Origin of the sequence: Sediminibacterium goheungense, from assembly GCF_004361915.1 — a bacterium.
Classification (GTDB): Bacteria; Bacteroidota; Bacteroidia; order Chitinophagales; family Chitinophagaceae; genus Sediminibacterium; species Sediminibacterium goheungense.
On sequence record NZ_SNWP01000011.1, the window covers coordinates 214234 to 234763 of the forward strand.

The 20530-nt window shown below is 41.4% G+C and carries 21 protein-coding genes; 8 read left to right on the forward strand and 13 right to left on the reverse strand.

Annotated elements, in window-relative coordinates:
- The first annotated feature begins 24 nt into the window (after positions 1–24).
- Positions 25–3030: a SusC/RagA family TonB-linked outer membrane protein gene (locus tag BC659_RS08520; RefSeq protein WP_133474292.1), complete on the forward strand. Its 3006-nt coding sequence runs from the start codon at positions 25–27 to the stop codon at positions 3028–3030.
- A 24-nt stretch (positions 3031–3054) separates the two neighbouring features.
- Positions 3055–4425: a RagB/SusD family nutrient uptake outer membrane protein gene (locus BC659_RS08525; protein ID WP_162847394.1), complete on the forward strand. Its 1371-nt coding sequence runs from the start codon at positions 3055–3057 to the stop codon at positions 4423–4425.
- Between the two features lie 59 nt (positions 4426–4484).
- Here the strand turns inward: BC659_RS08525 and BC659_RS08530 are convergent, their stop codons facing one another.
- The 4 genes from BC659_RS08530 to BC659_RS08545 form a co-directional block, all read right to left on the reverse strand.
- Positions 4485–5285, reverse strand: coding sequence for an anti-sigma factor (locus BC659_RS08530; RefSeq protein WP_133474294.1), 801 nt, complete (start codon positions 5283–5285; stop codon positions 4485–4487).
- Complete coding sequence (locus BC659_RS08535) at positions 5286–5828, reverse strand: RNA polymerase sigma factor (protein ID WP_133474295.1); 543 nt, start codon at positions 5826–5828, stop codon at positions 5286–5288.
- Positions 5829–5897: 69 nt separating this feature from the next.
- A complete protein-coding gene (gene gcvH, locus BC659_RS08540) occupies positions 5898–6275 on the reverse strand; it encodes a glycine cleavage system protein GcvH (protein ID WP_133474296.1) in 378 nt (125 codons plus the stop codon).
- Positions 6276–6480: 205 nt separating this feature from the next.
- A complete protein-coding gene (locus tag BC659_RS08545) occupies positions 6481–6834 on the reverse strand; it encodes a hypothetical protein (protein ID WP_133474297.1) in 354 nt (117 codons plus the stop codon).
- A 72-nt stretch (positions 6835–6906) separates the two neighbouring features.
- Here BC659_RS08545 and serS point away from each other — a divergent pair, with 72 nt between their 5' ends.
- Together serS and BC659_RS08555 are read left to right on the forward strand one after the other, a co-directional pair.
- A complete protein-coding gene (serS, locus tag BC659_RS08550; protein WP_133474298.1) occupies positions 6907–8178 on the forward strand; it encodes a serine--tRNA ligase in 1272 nt (423 codons plus the stop codon).
- A gap of 21 nt (positions 8179–8199) precedes the next feature.
- Positions 8200–9153: an alpha/beta hydrolase gene (locus BC659_RS08555; protein WP_133474299.1), complete on the forward strand. Its 954-nt coding sequence runs from the start codon at positions 8200–8202 to the stop codon at positions 9151–9153.
- 63 nt (positions 9154–9216) lie between these two features.
- Here BC659_RS08555 and BC659_RS08560 read toward each other — a convergent pair whose 3' ends face one another.
- The 6 genes from BC659_RS08560 to mqnC form a co-directional block, all read right to left on the reverse strand.
- Positions 9217–9759 (reverse strand): L,D-transpeptidase family protein, encoded by a 543-nt coding sequence (locus tag BC659_RS08560; protein WP_133474300.1) that lies wholly within the window; start codon positions 9757–9759, stop codon positions 9217–9219.
- Between the two features lie 267 nt (positions 9760–10026).
- Positions 10027–10911, reverse strand: coding sequence for an outer membrane beta-barrel protein (locus BC659_RS08565; RefSeq protein ID WP_133474301.1), 885 nt, complete (start codon positions 10909–10911; stop codon positions 10027–10029).
- Between the two features lie 106 nt (positions 10912–11017).
- Entirely contained in the window at positions 11018–12130 is a 1113-nt protein-coding gene (locus BC659_RS08570; protein WP_133474302.1) for an anti-sigma factor family protein, read from the reverse strand.
- A 15-nt stretch (positions 12131–12145) separates the two neighbouring features.
- Positions 12146–12637 carry an RNA polymerase sigma factor gene (locus tag BC659_RS08575; RefSeq protein ID WP_133474303.1) on the reverse strand — a complete coding sequence of 164 codons (492 nt, stop codon included), beginning with the start codon at positions 12635–12637 and terminating at the stop codon, positions 12146–12148.
- Positions 12638–12749: 112 nt separating this feature from the next.
- Positions 12750–12965 carry a hypothetical protein gene (locus tag BC659_RS08580; protein ID WP_133474304.1) on the reverse strand — a complete coding sequence of 72 codons (216 nt, stop codon included), beginning with the start codon at positions 12963–12965 and terminating at the stop codon, positions 12750–12752.
- 147 nt (positions 12966–13112) lie between these two features.
- A complete protein-coding gene (gene mqnC / locus BC659_RS08585; RefSeq protein WP_133474305.1) occupies positions 13113–14237 on the reverse strand; it encodes a cyclic dehypoxanthinyl futalosine synthase in 1125 nt (374 codons plus the stop codon).
- Positions 14238–14388: 151 nt separating this feature from the next.
- Between mqnC and BC659_RS08590 the strand changes: the two genes are divergently transcribed.
- The 4 genes from BC659_RS08590 (at position 14389) to BC659_RS08605 (ending at position 18737) form a co-directional block, all read left to right on the forward strand.
- Entirely contained in the window at positions 14389–15594 is a 1206-nt protein-coding gene (locus BC659_RS08590) for an aspartyl protease family protein (protein WP_133474306.1), read from the forward strand.
- Positions 15595–15698: 104 nt separating this feature from the next.
- Positions 15699–16934 (forward strand): M16 family metallopeptidase, encoded by a 1236-nt coding sequence (locus BC659_RS08595; RefSeq protein ID WP_133474307.1) that lies wholly within the window; start codon positions 15699–15701, stop codon positions 16932–16934.
- Positions 16935–16983: 49 nt separating this feature from the next.
- Complete coding sequence (locus BC659_RS08600; RefSeq protein WP_133474308.1) at positions 16984–18264, forward strand: M16 family metallopeptidase; 1281 nt, start codon at positions 16984–16986, stop codon at positions 18262–18264.
- Between the two features lie 110 nt (positions 18265–18374).
- Positions 18375–18737 (forward strand): phage holin family protein, encoded by a 363-nt coding sequence (locus BC659_RS08605; protein ID WP_133474309.1) that lies wholly within the window; start codon positions 18375–18377, stop codon positions 18735–18737.
- A 121-nt stretch (positions 18738–18858) separates the two neighbouring features.
- Here BC659_RS08605 and BC659_RS08610 read toward each other — a convergent pair whose 3' ends face one another.
- The 3 genes from BC659_RS08610 to BC659_RS08620 all read right to left on the reverse strand — a co-directional run bounded on the left by BC659_RS08610 (position 18859) and on the right by BC659_RS08620 (position 20527).
- Entirely contained in the window at positions 18859–19251 is a 393-nt protein-coding gene (locus tag BC659_RS08610) for an arsenate reductase ArsC (RefSeq protein ID WP_133474310.1), read from the reverse strand.
- Positions 19252–19262: 11 nt separating this feature from the next.
- Complete coding sequence (locus BC659_RS08615; protein ID WP_133474311.1) at positions 19263–20111, reverse strand: arsenite methyltransferase; 849 nt, start codon at positions 20109–20111, stop codon at positions 19263–19265.
- An 80-nt stretch (positions 20112–20191) separates the two neighbouring features.
- Positions 20192–20527, reverse strand: coding sequence for an ArsR/SmtB family transcription factor (locus BC659_RS08620; protein ID WP_133474312.1), 336 nt, complete (start codon positions 20525–20527; stop codon positions 20192–20194).
- Between the last annotated feature and the right edge of the window lie 3 nt (positions 20528–20530).

Genomic DNA, 20530 nt, shown 5'->3' on the forward strand with positions numbered 1-20530 from the left:
TTCATTAATCAATTTAACAAGCTTATGAAAAAGAAAACCTTGCTTTTAATGTACATGCTTGTATCGGTTGTGTGGGTGTATGCACAAACAAAAATCGTTACAGGGAAGGTACAGGATGAAAATGGAGCCCTCTTGGGTAACGTTAGTGTACAGGTAAAAGGAACAAAACTGGGAACAGTAAGTTCAGTCGATGGTACATTCTCATTATCGGTACCTGCTACAGCCAAAACACTAATCTTCTCATTGTTGAATTATGAAACGGCAGAGCTTGCTATAACAGCAACCCCAATAACCGTAAAGTTGACTACGGTTACCAATAATCTTTCAGATGTGGTGGTGGTAGCATACGGTACCACAAAAAAGCCAGAGATAACTGGCTCGATGGGTGTTATAAAGGCGAAAGATATTGAAAACAAACCCTTTACCTCAGTCGACAGGGCATTACAAGGGGCTGTAGCAGGCCTCCAGTCGGTAGCATCATCAGGAACACCTGGTGCTGCTCAGCAAATCAGGATACGCGGTATAGGTTCTATAAATGCCAGTTCTGAACCTTTATGGATATTAGATGGTGTTGTTATAAATACCGGTGATGCATCAAGGTTAACCACTACTGCTAACTTATTGAGTACGCTGAATCCAAACGATATTGAAAGTATTACAGTTCTCAAAGATGCATCTGCCTCTTCTTTATACGGATCAAGGGCTGCTAATGGTGTAATACTCGTGACAACAAAAAAAGGGAAGTCTGGTAAAACAAAATTTCGATTTGATACAGAAGTAGGGTATAGTGATATTGCCTATTTCAATGATGACTACCGACCATTAAAGGCAAGTGAATATTTTGAACTTACACGTGAAGGCTTAGTAAATGCAGGTGCTACACCTGCGGTCGTAACAGCAACCCTCGCGAACCTTGGTTCGGGTAACAATGTTGATTATGACTGGCTAAAGGCAGTTACCAAAAAAGGAACCCAAAGACAGTATAACCTTGGTGCATCGGGTGGTAACGACAGAACTACTTATAATTTATCAGCAGGATACTTCAGGCAGGAAGGGATTACGTTGCAAAGTGATTTTGAAAGATGGAACGGTAATATGAGTATTGTTTCTAAAGCAACTGATCGGCTTACGATCAGTACAACGCTAAATGCCGGTTATGTTCAGCAAAATGCACCTCTGGCAGGTGGATCTTTTGGGAATCCTATATTGAGTTCTTATTTTCTTCTACCATCAAGAGCGGCCCGGAATGCTGACGGATCATTAAATATAACAGCTCCCGACTTCGGACCCGGGAATCTGCATAATACGATTGCAACAGCTGAAATGGATAAGCGTTTCCTGAAGCAGCTGAGTGCAAGAGGTGCATTCACTGCCGAATATAAAATATTGGAGAATCTGAAATTTACAAGTAGATATGGTATGGATTATAATGTATTGGAAGAAGAACAATACAATAACCCTTTTCATGGTGATGGACAATCGGTAGGAGGAAGGGCATTCGTATTTTATACAAGATTATTTAATTATACCTGGACCAATCTTTTAGATTATAAGCTATCTTTTGGTAAGGCAAAAGATTTTTCGACCAATATCCAGGTTGGATATGAGGCACAGGATTCCAAAACCTTAACCAGTAATATTAGTGCAACAGGTTTTCCTGCTACCACCCAGCTTACTTTTCCCGTAGTGGCAGCTACACCTACACAGGCTTCTGCAACAGGTTCTGATTTTTCGTTTCTTTCGGCTTTTTCTTCGGCTTCCATCAACTATAAAAATAAATACGTGCTTTCAGGAAGTTTTAGAAGAGATGGCTCAAGTCGTTTTGGTACAAATAACCGCTATGGAAACTTCTGGTCTATTGGCGGAAGCTGGAATATTGATCAGGAATCTTTTATGAAGGATGTTAGATTAATTAGCCAGCTGAAACTCAGGGCGTCATATGGGGTGAATGGTAATGCTGGAATCGGTAATTACGACTGGCAGCCCACTTATTCCTTTGGTTCAAATTATAACCAACAGCCTGGTAGTGCACCCAATAATATCGGGAACGTATTTCTTACATGGGAAATCAATAAACCATTTAACGTTGGATTGGATGTATCACTGATGAGTAATAAGGTTACACTGACCGCAGATTATTACATCCGCAGAACATCGAGTCTTTTATTAGATGCACCCTTGTCGAGAACCAGTGGTTTTTCTACCCTTCGCGATAATATCGGCAGTATGGAAAACAAAGGCTTCGAAATCAGCCTGAATTTTTCACCAGTAGCCACAAAAAATTTCCAATGGTCTGTGAACCTGAATTATGCCACTAACAGGAATAAGATATTATCACTGGTGAACAACCAGGACATCATTACTGGTATTTTTCTACGCCGTGTAGGACAAGATTTTCAGTCATTTTATGCCCCCCGATGGGCAGGTGTAGATGCTGCCAATGGTGATCCGCTTTGGTATAAAACCGTTACAGGAAAAGAAACGACGAATAATTTTAACGACGCACAAAGAGCAATACTGGGTTCTGCTTCTCCGCGTTTTTTTGGAAGTATTACCAACTCATTACGGTACAAAGGATTTTCTCTGGAGGCACAGGTTTATTTCAGTGGAGGAAACCTGATGCAGGATGCGTGGGCAGCATTTTATATGGGTAGCGGAAATGGACCAACCTTTAATAAAGTGTTACGTCAGTTTACTGATCGCTGGAAAGCTCCCGGCGATAATAAGGCTACACTGCCAAAATATGTATATGGAGGCAATAAGCTGGCACAAAATCCATCTGATTTATATCTGTATAAAGGTGATTACGGCAGGATACGTGATTTAACACTCAGTTATCAATTGCCTGAACTGCTTGCAACAAAAATGAAGCTCAATTCTGCTGTTTTTTATGTAAGAGGAACCAACCTTTTTACAATTGTACGCGACAAAAAACTGCCTTGGGATCCTGAACAGGGTGTGGCAAGTCAGACCAACCTGAATGTCTTTATTCCTAAAACAATCACCGTAGGTATAAACATTGGTTTCTAATCTAAAATCAATTTAACAATGAAAATGAAATATTATTTTATAGGCTGTCTGGTTTTCCTGATGTCTTGTTCAAAAGATTATCTTGAGAAAAAGCCATACAACGCCCTTCCCATTGAAGATGCGTTGAAATCCGAAGCTGATATACTTGTTGCACTGAGAGGTGCTTATGCCAGTTTGCGTAATGTTGACTTATACGGCAGAACAATACCTGTTTTGGGTGATTTAATGGCTGATGTTACCTATCAGTCTTTGAGTAACTCCAATCGATATACATTTTATAATCAGTATGCTACACCGGTAGTAGATGGTAATGCATTAGGTTTATGGACAGCAGGATATCAAACAATTCTGCGGGTCAATAACATCATTGCTTCAAGTGTAGATGGTACGGCTAATGCACGCCAGTATAAAGGCGAAGCACATGCCATAAGGGCACTGGTATATTTTGAGCTTGTTCGTTTTTTTGCAAAACCTTATACGGATGATCCATCTGGCTTAGGAGTGCCTATTATTACTACGTTTAATATTACGGTTAAACCCAAGCGAAATACAGTAGCAGAAGTATATGCTTTGATTCTGGATGATCTTAGTAAAGCATATAGTCTAATAACACAAACAACGAACTCATCTCAATTCAGTAAATATGCAGCTAAGGCACTTGAGGCTAAAGTCCATTTATTTAAGGCTGATATGGCCAATGCCCGAACTGCTGCATTAGATGTTATTACGAATGGAGGTTATACTTTAGTCGGTGCCAATAATTATGTTACGTACTGGCAAAATCCGGCACCACTGAGTAATAAGCTGGAAACCTTATTTGAAGTTTCTTCAGATGGAGTTGCAAATCTTGGTTTCGATGCATTGGGTTATATCTATTCTCAAAATGGTTATGGTGATATGATCTGCGCATCTGATTTATATACTCAGTATGCAGCAACAGATGTAAGAAGATCATTACTCACACAAGGTATCCGTTCCGGACCGGCTGTTTTTGTGAATAAATATACGAATATTATTACCGACAGAGATGATACTAAAGTATTACGCTTGAGTGATATTTATCTGATAGCGGCTGAAGCCAGTTTGGCGAGTAATGAATCAGATGCCCGAAACTATCTGAATGCAGTGGCTACCCGCAGAGATCCTTCTTTTATAGGGTTTACCTCATCAGGTGCAACCTTGCTGGAAGATATTCTTACAGAGCGGAGAAAGGAACTGGCCTTTGAAGGGCATCGCTTTCATGACCTGAACAGGTTGAAACGTACCATTAATAGAAGTACTGATTATCCTGCCTCGGCCAGAACTATACCATATCCATTCAACAGACGTTTACTGCCTATTCCACAGGCTGAAATGGATGCCAATCCTAATATGGTGCAGAATCAGGGGTATTGATTAGTGAGGATTTTTGATAAGGTAAACCAGGCATACCGTAAAGTGTGCCTGGTTTTTATTTATCCATTAACATTACCAATTACCTGCAACTGGTTAAGATTCGGTGTAGGACTACCACCTCTTTTTTCGAGTGTAATGGCAAAGGCTGAAGCGTTGCTGATGTTTTTCATTTTGCATAAACCACTGCAGGTATCAATCATACCGGCATCAACAGGTTTGCCCTCTACAATGGCCCATAATTGATATTGGGTATCTTTACTCGTTTGTGGTAATCTATTCGCAAGAAGGTATACTTCATTCTTTTTCTTATCCCAGAAAACAGTAGCCAGTTTATTTTCTTCTGTTTTTATGCCGGGCATCGATATTTTGGTAAAAGCAGGATCGCTCATGATCAGCATACCATTGTATAAATCCAGTCCTTTGGTCTGTAAAGCTTCATTCTGGGCGAGCAAACTTGTTTTTTCTACAAGAAGTGCCTGGTATTGATTAGAAGCTTCACGGAATTGTTTATAAAAGTAAACATTGGTAGCAGCGCTTACCACCAGCAGGATAACAGAAGCGGCTGCTACATAACGGAGCCATCCCGTTTGAGCGGTGGGCATACTTACCAGTTTGGCTTCGGTTGCAGGATTGAATTCGCTTTCCAGTTGAACAAACAGATCCTTCTTAATACTGGGTGCAGGAGGCATGGCATTTTGCAAAGCGGTTTGCTCGAGCGATAACTCAAAAGCTTCGATGGCAGCCCTGATTTCGGGATGCTTCCTGCTTAATTGTTCCAGCTCGGCACGCTCCTGATCATCGGCCATGCCTAATACATAGCTTTCAATGATCCCGCTTTCTATATATGCCTGTATATTCATTTATGGTTGAATAATGCCTCTTAATTGAATTAATGCTGTTCTCAGCCTTGTTTTCACGGTACCCAAAGGTATATCCAGCATTTTGGATATTTCATCCTGGGTAAACCCCTGAAAATAAGACAGATCAATCAGTACCCGGTACTCCTCTTTAAGCTGGTGTACAATCTTACGTAAACCAATCTGGTCTACCTGTAATTGTTCAACACCTGCCGCACTATATACGTTTTCTGATAATTCGCGGTTTTTCTGGCTGTTCTGGTAGCTCTTACTTCGAATGGTATCTATAGATGCGTTACGGGCAATATTCAGCATCCAGGTAAATAACCTGCCCTTACTGCTATCATAACTTTCAGCCTGACGCCAGATTTTTACAAATACTTCCTGTAATACATCATTGGCCAACTCCTCATCTTTCACAATATTGAAGATAATGGAAAGGAGTGCACCTGAGTAGTTATCATATAGGTAACTAAAGGCCTGCTCGCCTCGCTTTTGCAGCAGGCGTACCAGTTCGGATTCGCTGTATTTTGTGGCTACTTCCAAAAGCAGGTTGGGTTTGTACAAGGTTGACTAACCCATATACGATGAAATTGTTCAGTCGGTTTTCAGAAATTATCCAACAAGGGCTGCATAAGCTTCACTACTCATCAAAGCTTCCACATCAGCTGGGCTGTTTACAGTCATTTTAATCATCCAGCCATCACCATATGGATCGGTATTTACCAGTTCAGGCTGTTTTTCGAGGAGGCTGTTCACTTCCAGAACGGTACCGGCTACTGGTAAAAACAGGTCGCTAACGGTTTTAACGGCTTCTACGGTTCCGAATACCTCTTCTGCCGAAAGATTTTTACCTATGGTATTGATATCAACATATACAATATCGCCCAGCTCATGCTGTGCAAAATCGGTAATACCGATGGTCGCTGTGTTACCTTCTAGTTTAATCCATTCGTGGTCTTTGGTGTAGCGTAATTCTGCTGGGAAGTTCATATAGCGTGATTTAATTGTTTTTGGCCGGTAGCTTATGGTTCATAGCTTATAGCTGATTGTTATTGCCATTTATTATGAACTATTGGCTATTTCCCTGCAAATATTGTTTAATTCCTGAACATGAAAAATTATTCCTTGGTGCTGGCTTATGACTTATGGTTCATAGCAGATGGCTGGCTATTCGCTATGAACTATAAGCCATTAGCTATGAGTTGCTCTCCATTTGCTGGAAATACAATAAAACATGGTCCTTGATAAAATTTTCCTGCTCTGGCAGGGGCATGGGCGGTAATTCTTTTACCTGTTTAAAATGGGGCCATCCTTCTTCGTCCTTTCCTTCCAGTATGTAATAGCCACTTTGCGCCAGTACAGTACAAACAGCCACGTGCATTAGGTCCTGTTTCTGTTCTTTGGATATTTTTTCACGGATAAAGCTGGTTTCCTGTAATCCTATCAGGAAAAGAACCGCTTCCAGATCGGGTTTTTTACCAAAACGCTCTACCAGGCTGGCTTCCAGTGCCCACCAGCGTTGCTGAAGATCATCAGTTACATATTGCATATGGCAAAGGTAAACCCTCAAAGCCTTTCTTCATCAGCCTATAGCTGTTATCTTTGCCGCAAATTGACCCTTATGTTACAAGTGAGTGTTCTGAGAGCGAATCCGGAAGAAGTGAAAAAAAGACTGGCCGTAAAACATTTCAAACAACCGGCACTGGTAGATACCATCATTGGTTTGGATGATGAACGTAAAAAATTACAGCTCGATTTCGATACCGCACAGGCTAAAATAAACGCTGCTTCCAAAGAAATAGGCAAGCTCATGGCACAGGGCAATAAAGAGGCTGCGGAAATCATGAAGGCAGAAGTAGCTGGTCTTAAAACCAGCCTCGACCCCATTAAAGAACAAATGAACGTGGTTGAGCAAACCCTGCTGGACACTTTATTACAATTGCCCAATCTTCCTACCGCAGAAGTACCGGAGGGGCGCACCCCGGAAGAAAATGTGGTTGTTCGCGAAGGAGGATCCAAACCAGCTTTGCATGAAGGTGCACAGCCACACTGGGACATTGCCAAAAAATACAACCTGATCGATTTTGAACTGGGTAATAAAATTACAGGTAGTGGTTTTCCTGTCTATATCGGCAAAGGAGCCAAACTGCAGCGGGCACTGATTCAGTATTTTCTTGATTTCAATACAGCTGCCGGTTATACGGAATACCTGCCACCTTTTATGGTAAATGCAGCATCTGCTATGGGTACCGGACAGCTACCCGATAAAGAAGGACAGATGTATTATATGCCGGAAGATGAATTTTATATGATTCCAACAGCAGAAGTACCTGTAACCAATGTATACCGAGATGTGATTTTGAAAGAAGAAGATTTTCCGGTGAAGATGACTGCTTACTCTCCCTGTTTCAGAAGAGAAGCAGGTAGTTATGGAAAAGATGTGCGTGGACTCAATCGTCTACACCAGTTTGAGAAAGTAGAAATTATACAGATTGTAGAGCCGGAAAAAAGTCAGGCAGCATTGGAAGAAATGGTATTGCATGTTGAGAAACTGCTCAGCACACTGGAACTACCCTATCGAATTCTAAGATTATGTGGAGGTGATATGGGTTTTGCAAGTGCTATCACTTACGACTTTGAAGTGTTTAGTGCCGCACAGGAGCGCTGGCTGGAAGTGAGCAGCGTTAGCAACTTCGAAAGTTACCAGACCAATCGTTTAAAATGCCGTTACAAAGACAGCAATGGTAAAATGCAGCTGGCACATTCACTGAATGGGAGCTCGTTGGCTTTACCCAGGATTGTAGCCTGCCTGCTGGAAAATCATCAGACTGCTGAAGGCATTCAATTACCTGCAGCTATTGTTCCTTACTTTGGATCAGCCCTTATTAACTGATTCACTTAAACAGTATCTGCTATGCTGCCTAAATGGTTAAAAAGAATTGGCTACACACTGCTGGTGATTTTATTGCTGATCAATATCATGGCTGCTTTCCATGCCTATAAGTTTACGCATTTTTATAGCGACGCACCGCAGGTGAAAAAGCCAGCGCAAATGAGCTCAGGGGAAAAGCTGAAAGCTGTTTTCTTTGGTCTGCGTTATCCGAAAAGTAAAGTGATTGATTCGTTGGGGTTGCCACATGATACGGTATTCCTTAAAACAGCAGACAGCCTTCAGCTTGAAGGCTGGTATGCTCAAAATGATTCTGCGAAAGGCACCATACTTATGTTTCATGGTCATGGCAGCAGTAAAAGCGGCATCATTGCAGAAGCCCGTAAATTATATGAAATGGGTTACCATGTGATGTTAACCGACTTTAGGGCGCATGGTAATAGTGAAGGGAACACTACTTCCATCGGAATTTATGAGTCGAGAGACGTAAAAGCGGCATATGACTATGTAGCTGCAAAAGGAGAGCAGCACATTATTATCTGGGGTATTTCTATGGGGGCCGCCACCGCTTTAAAAGCTATTGATGAATTTGGTATAAAACCCGAAAAACTCATTCTTGAAATGCCTTTTGGTTCATTGCATAGTGCGGTACGGGGTCGCATGAAAACCATGGGACTACCTGCGGAGCCACTGAGCAGCCTGCTAACTTTCTGGGGCGGTGTAGAACTCGGCTCATGGGCCTTCAGTCATCAACCCGCTACCTATGCCCTGAAAGTTAATTGTCCTGTTTTACTCCAATGGGGGGCTGGCGACAAAAGGGTAACAGAAGACGAAACCAATACCTTGTTCAGTAATCTTGCCAGCCACGATAAGATCATGATTAAGTACCTGCAAAGCGGGCACGAAAGCCTTTTTAAGAAAGAAACAGGTAAATGGGTTTCGGTAATGAGTACTTTTCTAAATAAGAATACATATTAAGTGAGTAGTGAGTAGTCAGTAGGTATTGAATACTTTTTTTACTCACTACTGACTACTCACTGCTCACTTTCTGATTGTGATCCGTGTGCCAACCGGCAGCGCATCAAAAATTTCTTCCACATACCTATTCTTTGTACTGATGCACCCTTCAGTCCAGTTTTGTAATCCGTCAATGGCATAGTCTTCATTGGGCCAGGTGCCATGGATACCGATGCTGCCACCAATCTGGGCATCCGATGGAATAAGACCTGCAGCTTTCCGCTGATTAAATTTTGCCACACTTTCTGCATTGGGGTAATCGATCAACAAAAAACGGCTCCATTTTTCATGTTTTCTTTTGAAACAGATTTTAAAAGTGCCTTCTGGTGTGCGTCTGTCGCCCTGCATCATTTTATCGCCCATGTCTTTGTTACCAAATACCACCGGGTAGGTAGCCAGACATTCACCTGTTGAATCAAATACTTTCATTTCATACTTTGTTTTGATCACCAGCAGGTAATAAGTGTTTTTGGTAGCATGTTCTGTGTTGAGGTAATGAGTGCTTCTGAAAGAAGTACTGCCAATGAGTATGGCCAGTAGGCAGGGAGCATAGACAAGGGGTTTCATACAAATAGGTTTTTGGTTTGAACCCGAAACTAAAAATCCGCTGCATGCACCCGTGTTGTATGTTGGTTAATTGACAAAAGTTTTGGTTAACAAACGTTATGTTAAGAGAAAGCTGTGAGCCATGAGCTATGAGCCCTGAGTGTTTGCGAGCATTGATTTCATAAAAAAAGGTAAAGGATTCAGGTATTTTTTACTGAACCCTTTACCTTATATATCTGTGTTAACCATTAGCTCATAGCTCACGGCTCGCTGCTCATCGCTTCTTCACTACCACCTGCTGAACCTGATACCAAACGCGTATGGAAACTGTTCTACCCTGGTTATGTCTTTATGTAATTTATTAAGGCTGTAACTGCCGTACAAACGTATGGGTCCCAGACCTACCTCACCAATGGCCGCAACACGGAAGGGTTCGAGGTTGAAATCGCCGGGTGATTTCTGTTTACCACGATCACTGCTTTTCTGTTTGTTCCTGCTGCTGATCAGGTAACCGGCACTCATACCTGCACTGATGCTGAAGCCTCTTCTGTTATTGGGGGAAGTATTGAGATTGATCATAAATGGAACAGTGAGGTAACCTGCATAGAGTTTATTTTTTGAGAAGCTGATGGAATCATTGTACACATAAGGATTTCCACCATCTTTCCGGTAGCTGATACGTGAATCGTATCGGAAATTATACATTTCCAAGCCCAGACCGTATTTCAGGTTTACCACATGCTTTATCACATTTACTTTCTGCATAAAGAACCAGATGTTTACGTTGCTTGATTTAGCTGTACTCAGTTTAAAACTGTTCTGGTTTACAGGGCCATCTGCAGGGCGAAAAGTTCTGAAATAACTGCCCGCCTGTGCATAGGTATAATTGGTTTGATCACGGAAATTGGTAAACCCGAGATCCATGATCCACCAGTTGGTACTGATATTTCTTTTCGGTCTGTTTCTGCGTTCAATGCTGATATCAAAATTGCGGTCCCAATCTTTCCAGATACTCTTATTACCGGAACTGGTATTACCATCTTTATTTTTTTTGATGATAATAAAATTACCCACCCTTACGGTGTCTGAATTGTTGTTGTTCGTGCTGTCTGTCTGGGCAAATAGCGAACCAGAAAACAGGAACGCTGCTGTTGCAATGGCTAAATGTTTCATACAATTGTGCTTTACTCTTTTTTCTTTGCAAAGATTCAGTATTCTCTTTTACACTTCAGTATTGATTACTGCCGTGAAGAAGAAAATAAAATATTGTCAAAGGGGTTTATTTTAATGATCGTGTCGGAACTGTACTACTGGTATTGGTTTCTTCAGCTTTCCTGCTTCGGAATAAGCTGCCGGCCTTCCGGAAGAAACCACGTAGTTTATCTTTATTGATTTCAACAGAACCAATGAATAAGCTTTTGTTGTCGCTATCTGTTTCCGTATCCAGTTCTTTATATACTACCTGTTGAACCATGGCATCTTTTCCGGTTGACTCATCTGCATCTGGGGTAACTGTTGTTTTGATCAGGTCGTTTTGATTGATGGCAGCATTGGCACTAATGCCGGTAAATGCTTTTGCACCCATGGTATTTTTTACAGACTCTTCTGTAGTAATGGTATTCTGTCTTTCAATAACCAGCTCAGGCACTGTTTTACTTTCTTCTCCGGTATTAACAACAGGGATATTGATGGCAACAGATTGCTGTAAAGTCTGAATGGTATGTTGCTCTGCGGCAACACCTGTATGCATGGAACCGGTATTATTTTCTTTATCAGTAGTTACAGGTTCTGCCATCAATGCCGGATTATCAGTAGTATTCCGGTTGTTGGTTTTGCTATCTGTTATAACCGCAAGCTCCTGATTAGTGCCATTTACTGTAGCTGTACGCTGACTAATGGTCCAGAAGAAAAACCCAAACCCGATTACTGCAGCCGCAGCCACCATTCTCATCCAGCGCATATACACAACCGGCTTTTTCTCCGATTCGCTTCTGTATAAACTGCTTTTATCGGGAAAGAATATCTGTTCTTGTGGTAAAACGGTTTGTTTCAGCTGCATAAATGTTTCCTGTAACGAAGGATGCTGTAAAACAAACGTTTCCACATTCTCACGCTCAGCTGAACTGAGTTCATTGTCTACGTATAAAAGAAACTGTTCGGTATGATTGTGTAAACCTATTTCTTCACCGGCAGTCCGATAAAGGGTAGATTTATCTATAGGTGATAAATCTTCTATCGGTAATGTGGTTTGTTGCAATGCATATAACTCATCTGCCAGATCAGGATTTTCCTGTACAAACTGTTCAACAGCCATTCTGTCGGCAGGAGAAAGTTCCTGATCTGTATAGAGCAGGAAAAACTCCTCGTAATTATGTCTGTTGATGTTGATCATTGTATGCGATAAAATTTATAAAACATTTTCAGGGCTAACCAGATAATTACGGAGTGTAAGCCGGGCCCTGTGAAGATAAACTTTCACCTGACTCTCGTTTAAATCCATAATCTGACCAATTTCTTCATAACTATAACCTTCATAGTCTTTCAGCATCACCAGGCTTCTTTGTGTTTCATTGAGTCTGTTTAATGCTTCCATCAGCACTTTTTTCACATTATTTTTATGGTTGCTTATCTGTTCCGATCTGCCATCTTCCTGAAATTCGTCTTTCAGCTGGATCCTTTTTACTTTTCTGATATGGTCAATCATCTGGTTATATGCCACCGTAAAAAGATAGGATTTCGACTTGCTGTTTTCCACCGCCTCACGGTTGCGCCAGAGTTTTTCAAAAGCCGTCTGTACAATATCGCGGGCGTCCTCTTCATGGCGAAGATTCTTCACAATGAAGCGGAATACGTTGTCAGCGTATTGGTTTACACAGTTATTATACTCTTGCTCGGTCATAAACAGCAGCGATAATTCAAATGATTGCCTTGTATAATGTTATACGGATGGCTGGAATTTATGTTACAGTGCAAAGAAAAAAAATCCTGCGTTTCGGGCGCAGGATCAATGATTATCGGAAAGTTGAGACGATTAAACGGTTTAATCCGCCATAATGGATTTCATCCGGACTACTACCCTGCGACTTGGCAGGGGGCTTTTCCTGCTTTGAAGGGCAGTTTTTAGATGTCTGGCAGAGCTTTTTATTACTGAAATTTTCGGTTATATACCCGACTGTGAACAAAACAACAGTTGCTGCTACTGGTAGAAAAAGGTATCTTTTTTTCATAAGCCGGGTTTAAGGAATGGTAAAGTTATAACGAAGATTCTTAAACAGAAAGGATTTATCGTTAAATGAAGTTAAAATCGTGAATGGTCAATGGTGAATGGTCAATATAGCCGTTCTCTCAATTCACCATTGACCATTCACCATTCACTAATAATCAATTACCTGCTCCTGAATGCTCTCCGGAATATCTCTCCAATTGTATTGCTGACCGCGTAGCTGGGGCTCAAAACCGGCTTCACGGATGGCATCCTGCATGGTTTTATAGGTAAAACGGTGGGGGGCGCCGGCTGCGCTCACCACATTTTCTTCGATCATAATCGATCCAAAATCATTAGCACCGGCATGCAGGCAGATCTGAGCAGTTTGTTTACCTACGGTAAGCCAACTGGCCTGAATGTTTATCACATTGGGCAACATGATGCGGCTAATGGCAATCATCCTGATATATTCGTCTGTAGTAGTAAGGTTATGCACACCCCTGATACGCGTTAGCAGGGTATCTACATCCTGGAAAGTCCATGGAATAAAGGCCAGAAAGCCCTTGGCATCGGCCGGCTTACGGCTTTGTACTTCCCTGATACGGGTTAAATGAATAAAACGCTCTTCCAGTGTTTCCACATGGCCAAACATCATGGTAGCGCTGGTGGTAATATTCAGCTTATGGGCCTCATGCATAATATCCAGCCACTCATCTGCTCCGCATTTACCCTTGGAAATGAGTCTGCGTACCCTGTCTACCAGAATTTCGGCTCCTGCGCCGGGTAAGGAATCAAGACCTGCTTCCTGTAAGGTTTTTAATACATCATGATGGCTCATTTTCTCCAGCTTACAGATATGGGCCACTTCGGGTGGCCCGAGTGCATGGAGCTTAAGCTGCGGATATTCCTGTTTGATCTGCCGGAAAGTATGGGTGTAAAAATCGAGACCCAGTTCAGGGTGATGCCCGCCCTGCAGGAGAAGTTGGTCTCCCCCATATTTCAGCGTTTCCTCAATTTTCTTTCGGTAAGTAGGCATATCGGTAATATAGGCCTCGCTATGACCGGGTATTCGGTAAAAATTACAGAACTTACAATTGGCAATACAAACATTGGTGGTATTCACATTACGGTCTATCTGCCAGGTAACTTTACCATGAGGGACCTGCTTTTTCCGTAATTCATCAGCAACATGCATCAGCTCGGTTAGGGGTGCCTGTTCAAACAGAAACATACCCTCTTCAATACTTAAAAAATCAAAATTCAGTGCCCGTTGGTACAAATCAGCTAATTGCATGGAGGAAAATTTCTTATAAATAACAAAGGTAGGATGATAAGGTTGATTATCGCTGCATCAAAAACAGGCATTCGGTTGTCATGGTATTCAGCCTGGTTATTTTTACCATGAAACGGGAAAACTGGCCAAATGGGCTTATTTTCAAAACTGCATGAAACGTTTAACGCTTGCTATACTCCTTGCAGGGCTCACCTGTATATATATGCCTTCGCATGCACAGGAAGAATTTATTTTACCTGAAGCTAAACTACTAACCCGCTTTCCCTTTACCCAGTTAAGTGGGGGTATTATTATTCTGAAAGCGCAGATAGATGATTTCCAGGATACACTCAATTTTGTTTTTGATACAGGAAGTGGGGGTATATCACTTGATTCACTCACCATTCAATATCTCGGACTTAAAAAAGAGCTGAGCGATAAAACCATCAGAGGAATCGCAGGTATTAAACAGGTTGAGTTTGCCTATAACCATACACTCAAACTGCCCGGTTTACAGGTTGAGAAACTGGATTTTCATGTGAATGATTATGAGTTGCTTACCAGCGTATATGGACTAAAGATTGATGGTATTATTGGTTTTAGTTTTCTCAGAAGATTTATTGTGCATATTGATTACGACAGACAAATCATGGAAGTATATACTCCCGGCAGATTCAGGTATCCGAAAGGTGGGTATATGCTGAAACCCGATTTCACAACACTACCCCTTCAGGCAGCAACGATTGAAGATGAAAGAACAATAAACGGAAGATTTATTTTCGATACCGGTGCCGGTCTTACCTTTTTATTATCCAAAGAATTTGTTCAGGATAGCCTCGTGTTTAAACGGAAAAGAAAATTCTATCCTACGCAGGCAGAAGGATTGGGAGGTAAGAAAATGATGGATATTACAGTATCAAAAGGTGTAAAACTGGGGCCATATAAGTTCAGAAATGTACCCGTACATATTTTTGATGATGAGTACAATGTTACATCCTATCCGCTCTTAGGTGGATTGATAGGGAACGATATCATGCGCAGGTTTAATGTGATCCTTAACTACCCTGAACGTTGTATTCATATCAAACCGAATAACCATTACCCTGAAAGTTTTGATTATTCCTATACCGGACTGGGCATTTACCTTATTGATGGTGAAATCAGGGTAATTGATATTATCAAAGGATCTCCCGGTGATAAAGCAGGCTTTCAACCTGGCGATATCATTTTCTCAGTTGAAAATAATTACACCAAGAATATTCAGGCCTATAAAACCCTTTTTCAGAATTCTATCGGAAAAGTGAAGGTTATCATCTTCCGGGAGCAGAAACCGCTGGTACTTACCATGAATATAAAAGACATCAGACGTAACCGATAGCTATTTATGTTTTCGGGAAATGTATCTTTAGTCAAGGTCATCTGGCTTTGATTCATCTTTATGCTACCCGCTTTTCACTTAATTTCGCTGTTTCAATAGCTGATATGATAACATTTGACCGATTTGTGCTGGATAATGGCCTCAGGGTATTGGTACATGAAGACCATTCAACACCCATGGCCGTTGTAAATGTTTTATACGACGTGGGTGCCCGTGATGAAAACCCTGATAAAACAGGATTTGCGCATTTATTTGAACACCTCATGTTCGGGGGCAGTATCAATATCCCCGATTATGATGAACCCCTGCAAAGAGCAGGCGGAGAGAATAATGCCTATACAACCAACGACCTTACCAATTATTATTGCCAGATACCCGCTGAAAATATTGAAACTGCTTTCTGGCTCGAAAGCGATCGTATGTTGAGCCTGGCATTCAGTAAGAAAAGCCTCGACGTACAAAAAAAAGTGGTTTGTGAAGAGTTTAAGGAACATTATCTGAATAAACCCTATGGCGATGTATGGCATAAAATGCGTGAACTGGCTTATACCACACATCCCTACAGATGGATGACAATTGGTAAGCAACTGAGCCATGTGGAAGATGCACATATTGACGATGTAAAACAATTCTTCTTCAAACATTATCGTCCGGTGAATGCTATTCTGGTGGTAACGGGCCATGTTACTACCGAACAGGTAAAACAATTGGCCAACAAATGGTTTGGCGATATACCCATGGGCGATAAGTACCAACGTAACCTGCCGCAGGAACCAAAACAAACAGCTGCCCGCAAACTGGAGTTGCATGCTGCGGTACCCCTGGACGCTTATGTGAAAACATGGCATATGGATGCGCGGCTCGATAAGGGATATTATGCCGCAGATATGATTACTGAAATTTTAGGTGGTGGTGGTTCATCGAGGTTATACCAGTCGCTGGTGAAGGAAAAACAGCTGTTCTCCAACCTGGATTGCTATCATTTTGGTAGCATTGATGCGGGTTTACTGGCTGTAGAAGGAAAACTTGTAAAAGGAGTGAAAATGGAAGACGCCGCTGCTGCAGTCGATGATGAAATCAATAAACTGCAATCGGCTATCATCAGTGAACAGGAACTGCAGAAGGTAAAAAATAAAACAGAAAGCGTGATTGCTTTTGAAGACATGAGTATTATGAGCAGGGCCAATAGTCTGGCCATGTATGAATTACTGGGTGATGCAGAAATGATGAATACAGAGCTGCAGAAATACCATGATATCACTGCGCAGGATATTCAGCATTATTGCAAACAGATTTTTCGTACAGAAAACAGTAATACACTCTTTTATTACGCCAATTAACCGAAAACATTGCGGCCCTTAAGCCAGCGATCGTGAGATATAATAAGGTATGATTAACAGAAAAACAGCCCCAGCTATTACCGATGCCGTTTCATTCAATTTGTCATTGAAACCCTGCGAACGTTATGTATTAGATAACAAAACCCCTGTTTATGCTATTCATGCAGGAGCACAGGACGTAGTAATGGTTGAGTGGGTATTTTATGCAGGTAATTGGTATGAATCGAAAAATATAGTAGCTGGAACCACAAACTTTTTATTGAAAAACGGAACCCAAAAAAGGAATGCTTATTCAATCAATGAGTATTTTGAATTTTATGGCGCCTACCTCAATCGGAGTTGTTATAATGAAACCGCTACCATCACACTTCACTGTTTAACCAAACACCTGCATGAACTTTTGCCGGTGGTGGCAGAAATTATTACGGAAAGTATTTTTCCTGAGGAAGAACTAGCTATCTGTAAACAGAACCAGAAACAAAGATTACAGGTAAACCTTAAGAAATGTGATTTTGTGGCCAACCGGTTGATTGATGAATATGTATTTGGCTTTCATCATCCCTATGGTAAATACACATCAACGATCGACTATGATGCTTTGCAAAGAGAAGAGCTGAAGGCTTTTCATGAACAGTTTTATAAAAACGGCACCTGTATGGTATTTGCTGCCGGCAAATTACCCGCGAACCTTGATCAGCAACTGAATCAGGTATTTGGTAAGCTGCCTTTAAACAGCCAGCCATTACCCGATATGCAATATCCTGTGGTATCTGCAGTAGAAAAGAAATACCGCATCATGAATGATGCAGAAGGTGTACAGGGTGCAATCAGATTGGCACAGCCATTTTTTAACAGACACCATCCTGATTTTCCAAAAGTGCAGGTACTCAATAATATTTTTGGTGGCTTTTTTGGATCAAGGCTCATGAGTAATATCCGGGAAGATAAAGGCTACACATATGGAATTCACAGTTATCTGCAAAATCATATTCATCAGAGTGCATGGATGATCAGTACAGAAGCCGGACGTGATGTTTGTGAAGCAACCATTGCAGAAGTATATCATGAAATGGAAAGACTACGGAATGAACCGATCGGGAAAGAAGAATTGGATTTGGTACGTAATTATATGATGGGCTCTTTACTGGGCGACCTTGATGGTCCGTTCCAGATCATTGGTCGATGGAAAACCTATATTTTAAACGGACTCGATGAGCAATATTTCTATAAAAGCATAGAAACTATTCGAACCGTAAGCAGTGACGAATTACAAATACTTGCAAAACAATACCTTAACCCTGAACATTTCTACGAATTGGTAGTTGTATAACAACCCATTCTTTTTTCTTTCAGCTTGGGATTTGAATCAGGAGCTGTTAAAATTTTGAATTGTTTACTGATTCGGAAAAATAAATGCTATTTTGAAACGTAACTTATCATATGGGACGTTTCTTTACAAAAACAATTGCAAGTACACTTGCCATTTTATTAGCTGCCTATATTTTGCGTGGCATCGATGTTAAAGATCCGCTCACTGCATTAATTGTGGCAGTGGTATTAGGGTTATTGAACAGTTTTATTAAACCTGTTCTCATTCTGCTCACCATACCTATTACCATTTTCACACTCGGACTTTTTCTTTTTGTAATTAATATCATTATTGTAAAATGGGCAGCCACGCTTGTACCTGGTTTTACGGTAGATGGATGGGTTTCGGCACTCTTCTTTAGTTTACTGGTATCATTTGTAACATCCATCATCGAAGCTATCCTCGGAGCAGGTGGTCAACCACAGGAAGACTAAAAAAACGCTGCGTAAGCCCTCCGTCTTCATGTTCTCTGCGGTTCCATCCTTCGTCGGGATGACGTTAGAAATTCAACCGCAGAGAAGATGAGAACGGGGAGGAAACGCAGAGGCGTAAAGATTATAATGAATCAATCAGGTTTTTCACTTTCTCACTAATCAAGTCTCTGATTTTATTAAACTCGGCTGGTTCCATATGTTTGGGATCGGGTATCTGCCAGTCAATGAATTGTTTGGCAGGCATCCACGGACAAGCATCGCCGCAACCCATGGTAATTACTGCATCAAAAGGAGCAAAAGCCTCTACTTCCTCTAATGATTTACTATCATGTGTGCTTAAATCATACCCAATTTCTTTCATGGCTGCAATGGCTTTCGGGTTTACAATGCCACTTGGCTTGCTGCCGGCGCTGTAAGCCTCTATGCCATCACCACCATGTATGAAAGCAAAAGCCTGACTCATCTGGCTGCGGTTGCTGTTTTCAACACAAACAAAAAGGAGTTTTTTCTTCATAGTATTCTGTTTTAGTTACAGCAACCGGGTGCGCAACAGGGGGCTTCTTCTATTAATGGTTTTTCGGCATACACTGTAATACTGTAAATACCGGCTTCACTGTTTCTGAAAGACTGTATTTCTTCCTGTGAGAAATAATGGGTAAGAATATCGTCCGGGAGTAGGATACTTTTTTCTTTTTGCACGGTAATATTTTTAAAACCCGTAGCTTCAATGAGTTCGAGGTATACATTTTTTTGTATGGCACCCGATACACAACCCGCATACATTTCAGCTGCTTCTTTGAGTTTAGCAGGTAATTCACCTTCCAATACAATATCTGAAATACTGAAATGACCTCCAGGCTTTAATACCCGGAATACTTCCTGCAAAACCGTAAATTTATTCGGTACAAGGTTTAATACACAATTACTCACTACTACATCGGCTACATTGGCTGATACCGGCATTTGTTCAATATCACCAAAACGAAACTCTACATTATTAAAACCAAGCTTCTCTGCATTGGTTCTTGCTTTCTCCACCATACGCTCGGTGAAGTCGATGCCTATTACTTTACCATTTTCACCTGTGAGTGCCCGGGCAATAAAACAATCGTTGCCAGCGCCACTACCGAGATCAATCACAGTATCCCCTTTTTTAATTTTTGCAAATTCAGTCGGTAAGCCACAACCCAGACCCAGGTCTGCATCCGGATTATAACCTTCTAACCGCGAATAATCATCGGCCATGATATTATATACTTCCGTGCTGCATCCGCCGGCACCACAGCAGGACGCTGCATTCTGTGTACGTGACTGATCGGCAATTTCACCATACTTTTCTTTAACAAGTGCCTTTAAGGCTGTTTCTGTTTGCATGTTATTTGTTTTTATGATAATAAAAACTGCTCCCGGTCACTATTGTCTGCGATTCCATGGCCCGCAGGCAGTGATAACCATTAGCAGCAAGATTTAGCCTGCTGGTCTTTTAGTTTGTGAAACAGGGACGAAAATTCTGCATTGAATTTTTCAAATGCTTTCCAGTTGATGCAGTAGCAACTACGCGGCCCATCTACATTGCCATCTATTAATCCGGCTTCTTTTAATTCTTTCAGGTGTTGTGAAACGGTAGATTGTGCCAGTGGTAATACTTCAACAATCTCACCACAGATACATTCATTGTTTTGTGCAAGTACTTTCAGTATTGCGATACGTGCTGGATGGGCCAGTGCTTTTGCAAACGCTGCGAGGTCCTGCTCTTTTCTTGAAAACGCTTCTGTTTTTGGGGTAGCCATTTC